The organism is Pedobacter nutrimenti, assembly GCF_032678445.1.
GTDB lineage: Bacteria > Bacteroidota > Bacteroidia > Sphingobacteriales > Sphingobacteriaceae > Pedobacter > Pedobacter nutrimenti_A.
In genome coordinates, this window is the sequence record NZ_JAVTSQ010000002.1 from 90,901 (window position 1) to 104,482 (window position 13,582).

The 13,582-nt window shown below is 42.1% G+C and carries 12 protein-coding genes; all 12 read right to left on the minus strand.

Going from position 1 to position 13,582, the window contains the following annotated elements:
• Window positions 1-13 precede the first annotated feature (13 nt).
• A complete protein-coding gene (gmd, locus tag R2S08_RS03105; RefSeq protein ID WP_316833826.1) occupies window positions 14-1,150 on the minus strand; it encodes a GDP-mannose 4,6-dehydratase in 1,137 nt (378 codons plus the stop codon).
• A gap of 102 nt (window positions 1,151-1,252) precedes the next feature.
• Entirely contained in the window at window positions 1,253-2,107 is an 855-nt protein-coding gene (gene rfbD, locus R2S08_RS03110; RefSeq protein ID WP_316833827.1) for a dTDP-4-dehydrorhamnose reductase, read from the minus strand.
• Complete coding sequence (locus R2S08_RS03115) at window positions 2,107-2,814, minus strand: outer membrane beta-barrel protein (RefSeq protein ID WP_133779374.1); 708 nt, start codon at window positions 2,812-2,814, stop codon at window positions 2,107-2,109. The genes rfbD and R2S08_RS03115 overlap by 1 nt, the downstream gene beginning before the upstream one ends.
• 57 nt (window positions 2,815-2,871) lie before the next feature.
• Window positions 2,872-3,645: a hypothetical protein gene (locus R2S08_RS03120; RefSeq protein ID WP_316833828.1), complete on the minus strand. Its 774-nt coding sequence runs from the start codon at window positions 3,643-3,645 to the stop codon at window positions 2,872-2,874.
• Between the two features lie 3 nt (window positions 3,646-3,648).
• Window positions 3,649-4,275 (minus strand): hypothetical protein, encoded by a 627-nt coding sequence (locus R2S08_RS03125; RefSeq protein ID WP_316833829.1) that lies wholly within the window; start codon window positions 4,273-4,275, stop codon window positions 3,649-3,651.
• Entirely contained in the window at window positions 4,275-4,946 is a 672-nt protein-coding gene (locus R2S08_RS03130) for a hypothetical protein (RefSeq protein WP_316833830.1), read from the minus strand. The genes R2S08_RS03125 and R2S08_RS03130 overlap by 1 nt, the downstream gene beginning before the upstream one ends.
• A gap of 42 nt (window positions 4,947-4,988) precedes the next feature.
• On the minus strand, window positions 4,989-7,745 hold the full coding sequence (locus tag R2S08_RS03135) for an OmpA family protein (protein WP_316833831.1): 2,757 nt from the start codon (window positions 7,743-7,745) through the stop codon (window positions 4,989-4,991).
• A gap of 1 nt (window position 7,746) precedes the next feature.
• On the minus strand, window positions 7,747-8,223 hold the full coding sequence (locus tag R2S08_RS03140) for a DUF4280 domain-containing protein (protein ID WP_316833832.1): 477 nt from the start codon (window positions 8,221-8,223) through the stop codon (window positions 7,747-7,749).
• A 21-nt stretch (window positions 8,224-8,244) separates the two neighbouring features.
• On the minus strand, window positions 8,245-9,225 hold the full coding sequence (locus R2S08_RS03145; protein WP_316833833.1) for a hypothetical protein: 981 nt from the start codon (window positions 9,223-9,225) through the stop codon (window positions 8,245-8,247).
• Between the two features lie 2 nt (window positions 9,226-9,227).
• On the minus strand, window positions 9,228-10,172 hold the full coding sequence (locus tag R2S08_RS03150; protein WP_316833834.1) for a DUF2931 family protein: 945 nt from the start codon (window positions 10,170-10,172) through the stop codon (window positions 9,228-9,230).
• Window positions 10,173-10,242: 70 nt separating this feature from the next.
• The gene (locus tag R2S08_RS03155) at window positions 10,243-11,733 is read right to left on the minus strand and encodes a DUF2235 domain-containing protein (protein ID WP_316833835.1); all 1,491 of its coding nucleotides are present in this window, start codon (window positions 11,731-11,733) and stop codon (window positions 10,243-10,245) included.
• Between the two features lie 11 nt (window positions 11,734-11,744).
• On the minus strand, window positions 11,745-13,577 hold the full coding sequence (locus tag R2S08_RS03160; protein WP_316833836.1) for a type VI secretion system Vgr family protein: 1,833 nt from the start codon (window positions 13,575-13,577) through the stop codon (window positions 11,745-11,747).
• Between the last annotated feature and the right edge of the window lie 5 nt (window positions 13,578-13,582).

Sequence of the window (13,582 nt, forward strand, 5' to 3'; positions counted from 1 at the left end):
TTTGTAATATATATTATTCAAAATAGTTCAGCGTCTTAAATCCGCCGTCCTTCAAGTATTCATCTTTTTTCATTAGGTGCAGATCGGAAACTACCATATCTTTCACCAATGCAGGCAGATCGTATTTTGGAGACCAGCCCAATTGTGTTTTAGATTTGGTTGGATCTCCCAGCAATAAATCTACTTCCGTAGGTCTAAAATATTTTGGATCTACTTTGACAACCGTTGTACCTGGTTTCAGGTAAATGTCATTCAGTCCCAATTCTTTCACTTTTTGCTGGTCTACATCAATCACCACTCCTTTTTCATTTTCATCTTTTCCGGAGAATTCTATGTCAATGCCTAGTTCTGCAAAACTCATTCTTACAAAATCCCGGACGGTTGTCGTAATTCCTGTAGCAATAACGTAATCTTCTGCTTTATCTTGTTGGAGGATCAGCCACATGGCTTCAATATAATCTTTTGCATGTCCCCAATCGCGCTGAGCAGACAAATTACCCAGGTACAGGCAATTTTGCAGACCTAAAGCGATCTTAGCTGCTGCACGTGTAATTTTACGGGTTACAAAAGTTTCTCCCCTTAACGGGCTCTCATGGTTAAACAAGATTCCATTGCAGGCAAACATATTATAGGCCTCACGATAGTTTACCGTAATCCAATACCCATAGATCTTGGCTACTGCATAAGGTGAACGTGGATAGAAAGGTGTCGTTTCACTTTGTGGAACAGCCTGAACCAATCCGTACAGCTCTGAAGTAGAGGCCTGATAGATCCTTGTTTTCTTTTCTAATCCTAAGATCCTTACCGCTTCCAGCAACCTTAAAGTTCCTATCCCATCGGCATTGGCCGTATATTCCGGCATTTCAAAGCTCACATGTACATGGCTCATCGCCGCCAGGTTATAGATTTCATCTGGCTGTGTTTCCTGAATGATGCGGATTAAATTGGTAGAATCGGTCAGGTCACCAAAATGCAGTTTAAAATTCACTCCATTTTCATGCTGATCCTGGTACAGGTGGTCAATACGGTCTGTATTAAAAAGGGAAGAACGTCTTTTAAGACCATGTACAAAGTATCCCTTTTTTAATAGGAACTCTGCAAGATATGCGCCGTCCTGACCAGTAACTCCTGTAATTAAAGCAACTTTCATAGAAAATTATAATAAATTTAATCTGCGAATATAAGAATATTTATTTTTGTTGAATTTTAGGCAACAGGTATTCCACTGTAAACGAAACCATTCCCTTTGACGCTACAAATGATTCAGACATTGAATCAAACTGTCTCTCCAGTAAGGAATTGTAATCCCTAAAACCTTTTTTATCTTCGTTTTGTCCATTACAGAATAATGAGGCCTCTTAGCCTTGGTTACAAAAGCATCTGAATTTACAGGTGTCACTTCGATATCGACCTCTGCAAGCTCAAAAATAGCTTTCGCAAAATCGTACCAGGAAGCCACGCCCTCGTTGCTGTAATGATAAATCCCGTATTGGGTGTTGGAAGTATGTATTATATGCAAAATTACCCTGGCCAGATCCATGGCATAGGTAGGTGTACCCACCTGGTCTGAAATCACCTGCAAATGTTCTTTCACTTGCGCCAGTTTAAGCATGGTTTTGCAAAAGTTATTCGCCTTTTCTGAATATAACCAGCTGGTGCGAAGAATAAAATAACGGTCTAAAGCTTCGGTTAAAGCCCGCTCGCCTTTAAGCTTAGAGAGTCCATAAATATTAATTGGACCTGCCTGTGCTTCTTCGGTTAAAGGAATTCCAACTCTACCATCAAATACAAAATCTGTGGAGATGTGGATTAAAGTCGTTTGATGCTGGGCGCAGGTTTCTGCAATGCGCTTTACCGCATGCTCGTTGATCTCATAAGCCAATGCCTGGTCGTCCTCTGCCTGATCTACTGCTGTATATGCTGCACAATTGATACAGTAGACAGGTTTGTATTGTTCAAAGACTTGTTGTGTATGTTGCAAATTGGTAATGTCCAGGTCCTGCTCTGTTAAGAACACGAAGTTGAAGGTCTGTGCAGAGGATTGAACTACTTCCTGAAGACATTGTCCCAGTTGCCCTCCGCTCCCGATGATTAGAATATTTTCCATTAATTTTTGTTCACCAAATGTATTTGGATACCAACCGATACCGGATTAATTAAATACTCACCTTTACGAAATTTGCTGAGAGAGCGCGTATTTGATGCATCCTGAGTGATTGTTTCCTGTCGCTCATAGGAATAAAAGAATTCCAGATTGCTTTCGGCAAAGATAGAAATCTCTTTGATAGGATTAAATTTTATTCCTAAAACCGGCGAAATTGTAAAGCCTTCTTTAGTTGCCGTCACGTTATTTGCAGGCACAGAACTGCTAATTGCATCATACTGAGCCAATTTATCCGGATTAACCGTCATTGAAGTTCCTGTAAATTTATTTGACCTATAGCCTAAATCTAAGGCGAAATAAGGCTGAATAGCGGTATAACTGAAGTTTTTTTCAAAACCCAGTTTAAAGGCATAATCTTTCATCTGTCCTTTAACCAGCTCACAATTTTCACAATTGTTGAAGAACTGGTCATCTTTTTTTAAGTAACTTCCGTTGATCCGGTAGCTAAACAGGTTGTCGTTAAACTTAAGCAACACACTGTTGAAATAAGATTTCAGGTAATTGTCTGAGTTGGACTGGTTCAGGATCTTGGGCATTTGCATATAATTAAATCCCCTTATTCCGATACTATAGGCATAATCCGCATTCTGCTGGGAAAATACCGGGAATGAAAATGTCAAAATACAAGCAGCGAGTAGTATTCTCTTCATAAATGCAATGGGCTCTTTATCCCCATAAAAGTATGGATTTAAATACAAATTCCCCCTTTAAATCACCTCAAATTCCGTTTCACCTTCAGGAACATAAAACATCAGGTCAATCATCAGTTCTTCCTTGGTTTTTTCATTGACAAGATAAAGTGCCGGCTCGCCATTCAGCTTCTTCAGCGCCGCAGCCCTTCCGTCTGCATAAACCTGGAGAACAGCATTCTCCGCTATAGGAGCTACTTCAAAGCCCGATTCAAAATCATCGATCAAACCTTCAATTCTGGCCTGTGCAGCGCCTTCATCCAGGTACATAGAGGTGGTCATAATATGTTCCCGGTTATGAATCACTTCCCTGAATCTATCGTAATGTTTATTACTGATCAGGTTGGCAACCCGGTAATATGCAGCTTTAAGTTTTTCTCCCATATCTTCCACATCCTTCAAGGGCACCCCTTTTGTCCATCCCTTCAGCTGATAAGGCACTGTAGCGATAAACTCGGTTCTATAGCGCTCTACAGGAAGTTTCTTTTCCGGATTTACTTTGGCAAATGTATAACTGCACAGCTGCTCTTTAAAAACAAAGTCATTCTGGACATCAAACATCTTGACATCAAATTCCAGCAAGGCTTCCGGATCTAAAGTAGTTTGACCGGAATGCGGCAGCAAGGTAGCCGTTATGGTTTGTTTACCACTTTGCAAAATTCCGAAATTGATGGGAACGATAGACGCAGCTTGCCCTGGCAAATCAAGGGTCATCACTGGAATATCATTTACCCGGATCTGGAACATGCAGCATCCGGCGCTAAAATCGAGCATATAATAGGGCTGGGTCATCGCTTAATTTCTTTTATTGATCTTTTTAATCATTTCTACAACCGTATCGTTATTTCCTTTATCGGTTACTTTAACATCATTATCCACAATATAAACATCAATGGTGTATACATGTTTCTCCCCCTTCCAGGGGAAATTATCCACCACGATCATACTCTGATTCGTTTTTGTAAGCTTATATAATACCGCAGCATAACCATTCACTTTATCCCTGTCCACTCCATGTGGATTCGGGGCATCGAAGGAACTTCCTTTTCCATATTTTCCGGTGATATAGGTCCGGAGTTTTTTAGATTCTGCCGCTTTGGCCACCTGGAGTACCAGCCCTACAGCTTGCGTATGATTGCCATCGCTGAACAAAAAGGACGCTCTTGTTGCCGGAATATCCTTTGGTCCTGATTCGCCCCCATTGGTTAAGGATACCGGACCAAAACTAAAACCCTGTACATCTTCCGTAACCTGGGCAGGTAGTGAGGTCCAGTCTTCCCTGGTCACTGCATAAGCCTCTTTGCCACTTACAAATTCTTTTACAGGCGTATGGTAAGGTATCTTTTCCAGGTCCTTTTTGGTTTGGGCCTGTACCGTATTCAAGATCATACCTATTGTTAATATGCCAAATATCCTTTTCATTATTTTTTAGTCTTCATCAGTTTGAGCACCGCGTCTACATCCAGTTCTACACTGCTGGTATAGGCTTTCTGAGAAACCAGTTCGCTCATCATCGTATCTGAATAATCTACAATAGCCAGGCCGGCCTCTTCTTTTCCCTGTTTATTCAGGGCATCTGTAAAGAAATAACCTGTTGTACTTTTCGGATCTGCCCAGGCACGCTCAAAATAACGGATCTGATCGCTGAATACCGTTGTGTATGCATCATTTGGATAAAGTGCTTTTCCTAATTTCTTATCCAGAGCGTCTCTTAAAGCTTTAATTTCTGCTTCTGAAAACACTTTGATTTCTATCAGTTTAACCGTCTTGTCTTTAAGTGCATAGTGGATCAAGACTTTATTTACAGAATCACCAGATTTACCGGCCAGTTTTGCCCCATCGAATTGCAGCATTTTAGGATCTGTACTTTCAAAGATTTTATAGCCTGCCAAGGTCCATCCGCTGGAGTTTCCATCTTCCATTTTTAACCCAGCTTGTTTAACCACATCCTGAATCTGCTGTTTAAAGGTAAGGGCAGACAGATCAAAACTGCTTGAACTTCCTGAATCTGTTGCAGTCCCTGCATTTGCAGACTTCCCCGAGCCATTAGAAGTTCCGCAACCCACACCTGAATACCCAATTATTGCTGCCATTATAAATACAATTGACCTTTTCATCTATATATTATATTAATTTTAACTTCTCATTAAGGGAACTTCTATGCTCACCCCGGTAACCGCTTCCAAACTCTCAATGACATCAAATTTAGGAACAATCCCATCAAATTTACCTTTTGCAATTTCCCATTTTCCTTCCTGATCTTTCACTATTTCATTTTGCGGAATGCCTTTCTTAATAGCTAAACCTGCACTAGCCGTGATCACATAGTCTGCATCCATACCATCAAAGCCCAGTTTTGGCTTATAATAGAGCCCCTTCTGATCGTAGTACACTCCATGTCCAAAAGTAACAGATGCAATTGCACCAGCCTTAGCTTCAAAATAACCATTAATCTTCACCACCATCATCGACAATTCTCCTTTAATGAAGACCCCTGCTTTTAGGGCCACCTGCAGCTTATTTGTAGCTTCAATTTTAAAGGTATCTTCTTTAGCGGCTGAAACAGTGTTGAAATGAAAGCCAACATCAGTTTGTATCTCATTCTTGATGATCAGGTCCATGAACACATCCATATTGGCTTTGAAGCCGACATCATCATTCCCAAGTTTTAACCCGGTTTTAAGTTTGCTCTTCAGCATTTGGTAAAACTCCAGGGCAGGTTTCGATGCTGAACCTCCGGAAACTGCAGCCGCACCAAGTGCGACAATAGCTCCAAGAAGATCTATAGTGATGGTAAGACCAATGAGCGGATGCGCTTGAAAATCTATGGTGATTCCGGTACCTATTTTAGCAATTGGTGCATGGTCTTTCTTTGCTCGTTCCAGCATCCAGGTTGCATTTAAAGACATATTGGGTGGCTTCACTTCAAATTTTATGGGTATACCTTTTAGCCCAACTTCGCGTATAGATCCTTTGGTAATATTGGTTACGCCATCTGCAATCGCATTCAGCGAAGAAAAGAGACTGTACAGCTTCTTGAATTTACCCTCATGTTCTTTCTTGAATTCATCATGGCCTGAATATTTCCCACCGCTATTGTTCCAGTCGCTGGTTAAGCTGAAGCCAAAAGAAGCATCCTTTTGCTCCCACCTTCGTTCAGCTCCTTCCTTTCCTGCTTTCTTCTGCATGGCTTTATGTTCTGCAGGCGGCAGATTTTGCCATTTTACACTCAGGTCATTGGTCAGGTTCAGGAAAAAAGACAATGTCCATTTGATGTCTGAATAGGTTTTAACCACCAAACTATGCTTGTCCTGGTTGCTGAAATACCTGCAGGAATTGATATAATAGAAAAAGCTGTTATAGGATCGGGCCATCGGCCAGATGTAATCATAAGCATGCGTTCTTTCATCCAGTGGAGAATAGATTTTTGGATGAATGGTTTCATTTCCATCCAGTTTAAGTGCCTGGGCTTCTTTCTTAGGCACCAATTCCCCATAAGGCACATACCTGTGGTGGGGTCTTGATGGAAAATTACAGAGACCATCGGTGGTGAAGCTGTAGATCCTGATGGGCAAATCTCTCGCTTTACTTTTTCCAGGCCCAATGGTTTCATACTCCATACTCATGGCATTATGAGTAAAGATTTTCAGTTTGATGGTGGTTCGCCTGTTCACCACACTGTCCTGTTTACTGAGTTTTTCATCAGCATTGAGCAACTGGGTTTTACCATAGCCTTTGGCGGTGATCCTGGAGGCATCTACATTCTTTGAGATCAGGTATTCTACAGCCGCCTTCGCTCTTTTTTCAGATAAGGCCATATTGTATTCAGGTGTACCAAACCGATCCGTATGAGAGCCTAATTCCACCGGTATAAAAGCGATCTTCATCAGAATTTCCGCGATCTTATCGAGCTTCTTTTTATCTTCATTTCGGACCTTATAGGAATCAAACTCATAATTGATCTTTTCATCCAGGTAGAACTCTGAATCTATAGACCCTTTCAATTTGATCTTCCCTTCATCAAAAATAGGGATTGGAGGGTTTCCAATATCTGAAATCTCTATTTTGGTAAATTTACAATGGTCCGGTTGTTTCAGATTTTCGGCAGGCGGGCCAACTTTTGCAACGGTAAGGTTCAGCGGGGTGGCAACGGCGGAAGTACTCACCTTGTTTTTTAACCGCAGATATCGGCCATGGTATTCTTGTTTAAAACTGTCTTTGACCAGTACACCACTTTGATTGTCGGTAATTTTAACATACAGTTCCTGCACATCAGGTCCATATTTTAAATCTGCATACCAGTTATAGGTATTTCTGATCTGAAGGTTGATCTCCCCATTTTCTACCAGCACATTGCTAAAAACGTCAACATCCTTATCTTTAAGCGGTGCTTGTCTTTTATAAACTTTTATCGTTAAACGATGGCCGTTTAATCCTTCTGTTTGCACATTTAAATGCACATCGTCGCCGAAATTGATGGGGGTTTTACCTAAATTTTCTCCCTTATAAGATTTACTCCAGGTACTCTTTACAATCAGCGGATCACAGATACCCCGCACCAGCAGACCGGTTTTTACATTCAGATCGATAGTGCCCGTTAAACTGGCTTCCAGATAATACATGGGCACATTTCCACATAGTTTTTTTGGAACAGATAACGCACGGAGAGAGGGCGCTCCTGTTTTGGAAATCATCAGGATCTTGGTCCTCTTTGCATCTTCATACAGCCAGGTTACACTGTTCTTTTGTGCCTCGGTGGTTCCCGGGTACCATTCTACAACCTCGAAAGCATGGGCAACGTTCGGAGTTAAAACGATCACATTTCCATTGCTAGCCTTTTTATAATAATATTCTCCGGCAACTAAATCTATTCTTTTCGGTCCTTTTGGCATACTATTCAAAGATTATACCTTCAATACTTATCGGTTCTTCTGTTAATTCTCTGGGATCCACTGCAGGATTTAAGGTCTTGCTCACCTTAGGTTCTGCACTTTTAAAATTCTGGCTCCCCGGTTCTGCAATCTGGCCGTGTTTCACAATTTTTATGCAGTCTGCCCCACCTATCGGGCAAGTTGCTTTGCTGTCCTCCAGCAAGATCTTACCACCATTGGTTAGCGTAGTGTGCTTGTAGAACCCTTTCCATTCCGTAACCACTGCATTGCAGGGTTTGTTTCTTTGCATGGAACAAGATCCAAAGCAGTTTTTCTGGAAAGTCTGGCCAATGTCTTTATTGCTGGCAATATATTTAGTGCTGCCATCTTTGTCATTGGCATATTCCCGCTTATGCGTCTTCACTTTTAAAGTGTCCGGACTTGTACCATAATTGCACATACACATTGCTCCATCTACAACTAAATGTTTCTCTGCCATATCTTTTGCTCCTTTACCGGGTTAATCCCATAAAAATTTAAAAGGATTTGTAATCTTCTTTTCCTTGGGCTCATGGTTTCCATCCAGGAACACCATGCCTTTACGGACATTCTCCTGCAACATTTGCTGCTGGCCCTCTTCTTCCAGCCATTCAAATATTTTAAGTTCCGTTTCTTGTACCTCTCCCAGCTCCAGCCTCCACCTGCCGACCAGAGAGCGTATAGACCGGGTTTCTTTTTCCAGAACCAATCTTATGGTATAATCTCCCTTTACTGATGATGCGTCCTGGTTGATCAATCTCTCTATCGGGAAGCTTTGTTCTTCCTTCAAATCTCCAGCTGTTCGTTCGTCATCAGCTTCTCCTGTGTACTGAATCTCAATATGGCCGGCTGCATTTAACAATGGGTTCACCTCTGCAGTGCCTTTAAATCTAACCGGGGCGCAGCGTCCGCCAATAGGAAAGGTTGAATGGGTCTCCAGAAGGAAATTCTCACCATAAGCCCGGTAAACAGGAGAAAAAAACACCGCACAGAACAGTTCATCTCTAAAAATCAGATCCATTTTTTCCTTCGAAGAAAGACTTAATTCCATGAGCTGCAGATATTTTTCAGTGGTTTCTCCTTTAAAATATTCTTCAACACTGCTCCGGGTATCTTTCCACCTGGACAGAATCTCCTGATAGTTAAATACCCCCATATAACTTCCGTCAAAACCAATTTCCAGTTGCAGGGGGTAAAATACTTTTCCGCATTCGTAAGCCAGCTGATCTGCCACCAGATCTGGTGCGATATCATTGACATATACCGGGGAAGTCCTTTCCAGTTTAAAGACTCTGGAACGGTCTATAATTGTCTTCACATAGGTTACATCCAGGTCAAATTTTACCGTATCTTCTTTACTTCCTGAAGTATAGGTATACACCACACCATAACTGCGTTTAAAATGTGGTGGTTTTAACAGCAGTTTCAATGCATTATGATCTGTAAACTCTACCTGTTCCATGGCTATTTGTAAAAACTCTGCACTTTAACTTGTTTAAATGGGGTTTCTTTGTCTTTGACCTTCAAATGAACCGTCGCATCTTTTTTCGTCCTATCCAATACCACAACCAAACTGGCTTCCTCACCTTGAGGGATCTTAGAGAACACCGCAAAAGCCTCCTGTTCATCAAATTTGAGTTCAGTACGCAGCTCTCTGTTCCGATCATCCAGCCAATAGACACTGAGCTCTTCAATCACTGCATTTGGTTTAACACTCAGGTGTTGAAGTGCCTGCCCAAACACAAAATCTCTTTCCTTGTTAAAATAATCCAGGTCTATCCTTAACATTTTGGCATCTGTCTGGATTTCCGGTTTCCAGTTGTACCTTTTTCTTAAACTTTCCCAGTAACCAACAGGAATTTTACCTGCGGCGATTTGTTCTTTTACCGAATCCGGAAGTTTTTTAACAATTACATCAATATAGGCTCCGATACCATCCTCCATAGAGGGGTAAATCTTCTTCCAATCCAGGTTTTCTATGGGTTTAGCTTTAAAAAAGCCCACTTCGACTTGTTTACTTCTCGATCCGGCGAGCCAGACAACCAAATCACCTCCAGGTGCCATTCCCACTTTAACACTGTGGTAATTCCCCTTTCCTCCTTCTTCAGAATCATCAGGATAACCCGCAGCAAATAAAGAATCTATTTTTTTGGTATCCAGTTCAAATTTCCCGCCATAGTTTTTCTTTTCTGTAAAGGAAAGCCAACTGATTTCCAGTGTATGCGGAACTTCTTTCATCTGCTCCCCTGCAATATTCACCGATCCGCTTTCTCCCCATCCATAATTGATTGCCCGGCCATCAGGAATATAAATACTCCCCTTTTCTCCATAGAGAAGAGAACCCTTATAAATCTGTGCGGGGTAATTGGCTGGGGCGCATTCTGTTGGTATCCAATCGTATTTTTTCATTTTTTCCTGGCAAGAGCTTAAAGTAAAAGAGCTGACTATAATAAGTAACGTAAGTAGTTGTTTCATGGGCTTAAATTGATCTGGGGTTAAAAACCACTCTTTCTCTTTCTCCCTTATCATTGATATGAGGTTCCTTACCCACACCATCCCAGCTGGAAGAAAAGTGGAGATACCTGTTTCTAAGTTCCATCAGCATATTGTGGTCCCGCACTTGTGCATTGTATTTATCTACGGGATAGGCTCCAACATCAACCATATTTTTTAAAGACTGCAGTTGCCCCCGGCTGTTGAACACTAAGGGAGCTGCTGTTTTTAGGATGGCGTAATTCTTTATCCTGGTGTATACATCAGTTAAAAGCAATTTGGAATTGCTCAAAGGTGCTGCAGGTATTTTATAAACAGTACTGAGCAGATCTTCTACAAACTGGCAGGGATCAGTACCCATTTCGAACATCAGGTGCAAGGGGATCAAACTGTATTTATTGCTCAATACCCTGTTGCCCGTCAGTTTATAGGAATTTTGAATCTTCATCTGGCTGCCCGTATACCATCCCTGTTCAATAAGCCGGTCCCGCTCTGCGGCCACCAGTTTATCCCTGTTGATCGGGGATAACATTTCTTCGGCAAGAGAAACCTCTTCATTGACATTATCCCTGTAACTGCCCCCAATGTCCGAATGCACGCCTGGAAGGGAGAGTTCAGTACCAGTGGTTACAGAAGTCAGTTCAAATTTTTCACGGGTTTCATCTGCAGCAGTCAGATGTACAATCTTGGATGCTCGGTTAATGGCATTTAAGTCCAGCTCCACCAGGTCATTACTGTGTTTAACGCCATAAGCGGATACAGTATCATATAATCCCGCAAAGCGGATCCGTACAAAGGCTATTTTTAATTTACTTTTGTCTGCCTGTTCCCCAAAATGCCCTCTGGCGGGTTTATCGTCCTCGCTTGGAAGGGTGATTTCATGCACAAAATTTCTGGCCGCAGCGGCTCCCCGGCTAAAGCCAAAAACATCTACGGTTAAGGTGCCCACATCTTTCTTGGTATTGGCCTTGATGGTTTTAACGAGCTCTTCGCAACATTTTTTAACCTTACCCCGGATACCGGTAGAACCTTCTCCGGTGCCCATATCTTTTAAGCTGTCGTAATCATCATTTGTTGTACCAATTCCTTCAATATAAATGGAAAAATAGAGGCTTTCCTTTTTATACATCTTTTCCAGGTGGTCTACATTTGTTCGGTCATTCTCATAACTGGTATTGTCTTGCCAGAAAGAGGGTTTGGCATGTGCGGTATAAATGGGAGAATTGCTTTCTCTCCTGTTTATGTTGGTACGGTTGTTTCCTGTTCCATCAAAAAATAAACCGACAACAATATTAACCACATCTTCTTTGGTGGCCATTTTCTCCGGTTCTCCGTAAACAATGCCATCTTTGGAATTCTCCAGAATCTTTTTCGCGGCATTGGTATGGATATTATTGGCGTAAGCCGTATAATCCTGGGCTGCACTTTCTCTCAGGGTTCCGCTGGAGATCTTTATAATGTTGCCTTTATTGATCATAAGTTTAGCCTTTAAAACAGATTACTTTTCTCTCCGCTGTTGTTGTGAATGGTTTTTGCAGCATGTTTGATCACGCTCCCTTCGGCACTGTTATACGTGAGTTCCCCTGTCGCCGTTTTTGTGATATTGGTAGCCTCACTCTGGTAAGCATTCGCAGCGATCTCGGTGATATTTGCTGCGTTCAGGGTATAATCTGCACCAATGCTGACCTGGTTATTGACACTCACCTGGGTATTCATATTATTTCCGGCCAGCGTGCTGATGTCTTTTCCTACATGGATATCCAGATTTTCAGCCACATTGATCTGCATGTTCTTGGCATTCAAGGTCATGTTCTCATTGGCCGTAATGGTAATGTTATTGCCTGTGGTATCAATATGGATCAGGTTTTTATTGATATCTGTTATGGTGATTCCATGTCCTGACGGCCCGTCGTTAAATTCGATGAGGTGCCCGCTTCGGGTCGCAATGCTTTTCATATGGTTGGCATCCTGTCCGCCCGCACCTGTACTGCCATGAAAGATACTACCCATGACGAAAGGCCGGTCGGGGTCATTATACCTGAAGCCGACCACAACCTGGTCTCCTATTTCCGGAATAAAAACATAGCCCCTGTTTTTTGCAAAGGGTTCGCTACTTCCGCCGTCGGGTGTTAAAACCCTGATCCAGTCTGTAGTTGCATTGTCTTTTTGCCACAACATTTGTACTCTGACCCTTCCGGTTTGAGATGGATCAGCATTATCAATTACCGTGGCTATTTGCGACTCTGCCTGAGGGGTATGCACTTGTTCCACGGAAACCGCTTCCGTATCGGCAGGAACGCCTTTAAAAGCATTGTTGTATCTGCTAAGACCATCGATATAGTGAGAAATCTCTGTGATCAGAAATTTGCTCAATGAATCCTTGTTAAAGGACAAGCCATCCTTACGGGATACCTGTACATCGGCAATACAGCCAATATTTAATGCTGTACTGGTGCTCTCTCCGGTAATGTCTGAAAGGTTGGAAGCCATTGCGGCTTTATGTTTATCGGCAAGTTTATCGAGCTGGCTTTTATTTTCCACTCTGGGTTTAATCGTGGTATTGATCTCATGATCGTACACAGAGGAAGACTGGGCCAGGGCATGTTGTGCATAATCATTCAAACCCTTTACCGAACCGGGTGCCTGTGCATCCAATCGCCCATTTGCCTGCGATCTGTAGGAATAATAGGAAAAGTTCATTGGCAGAATCCGAACCGCCATATTCATAAAGTTCAGGTTCTGGCCGTGTACCAGCGTTACGGTCTTCGGTGAATTAGGCTTTCCAAAATGCAGGGTTTTTCCGTCATAATAAAAAAACTCTCCGTATTCTGCGCTTAGCCGGTTGATAAAACTGTAATTGCTTTCTTTAAATTGAGTAATATATTTAAGGTTTTCGCTGTAAGCCGGTGCGATGGAATATTCCATATCGTTAGAGGCCAGAGACGAGGTCTTTTTCTTTACAATGTCCCCCAATTGCATATCACTAAAAGATTCCAGATGCGGTCCTGTTTCCAGAAGGATGGTTGGAGAGTAACCCTTGATGATCAGATTTCCCCTGAGGCCGTGGCTCTGAGACAAGTTGACCTCGCAGACAATCCCTTTAAAATCCATATTTCCATGATCGATACTGACAATGAAGCTTTTCCCGACCCAGGCTTTAGATTGATCAATCTTAAAAGATTGGGTCTGCTCAATCACATCCTGGTTAATGATCAGTTCAAACTCGTGGTGACGGTTAAATGCCTGGCTGATCCTCAGCGAATTGAAATGCGTGATCTCCTGACCGTCAATTTGTATTTCCAGATTTATTTTCTTTTCCATCGTAG

Bases quoted from the DNA above. Each gene is read 5' to 3' on its own strand.
- gmd (WP_316833826.1), bottom strand. From the start codon at position 1,150: ATGAAAGTTGCTTTAATTACAGGAGTTACTGGTCAGGACGGCGCATAT.
- rfbD (WP_316833827.1), bottom strand. From the start codon at position 2,107: ATGGAAAATATTCTAATCATCGGGAGCGGAGGGCAACTGGGACAATGT.
- R2S08_RS03115 (WP_133779374.1), bottom strand. From the start codon at position 2,814: ATGAAGAGAATACTACTCGCTGCTTGTATTTTGACATTTTCATTCCCG.
- R2S08_RS03120 (WP_316833828.1), bottom strand. From the start codon at position 3,645: ATGACCCAGCCCTATTATATGCTCGATTTTAGCGCCGGATGCTGCATG.
- R2S08_RS03125 (WP_316833829.1), bottom strand. From the start codon at position 4,275: ATGAAAAGGATATTTGGCATATTAACAATAGGTATGATCTTGAATACG.
- R2S08_RS03130 (WP_316833830.1), bottom strand. From the start codon at position 4,946: ATGGCAGCAATAATTGGGTATTCAGGTGTGGGTTGCGGAACTTCTAAT.
- R2S08_RS03135 (WP_316833831.1), bottom strand. From the start codon at position 7,745: ATGCCAAAAGGACCGAAAAGAATAGATTTAGTTGCCGGAGAATATTAT.
- R2S08_RS03140 (WP_316833832.1), bottom strand. From the start codon at position 8,223: ATGGCAGAGAAACATTTAGTTGTAGATGGAGCAATGTGTATGTGCAAT.
- R2S08_RS03145 (WP_316833833.1), bottom strand. From the start codon at position 9,225: ATGGAACAGGTAGAGTTTACAGATCATAATGCATTGAAACTGCTGTTA.
- R2S08_RS03150 (WP_316833834.1), bottom strand. From the start codon at position 10,172: ATGAAAAAATACGATTGGATACCAACAGAATGCGCCCCAGCCAATTAC.
- R2S08_RS03155 (WP_316833835.1), bottom strand. From the start codon at position 11,733: ATGATCAATAAAGGCAACATTATAAAGATCTCCAGCGGAACCCTGAGA.
- R2S08_RS03160 (WP_316833836.1), bottom strand. From the start codon at position 13,577: ATGGAAAAGAAAATAAATCTGGAAATACAAATTGACGGTCAGGAGATC.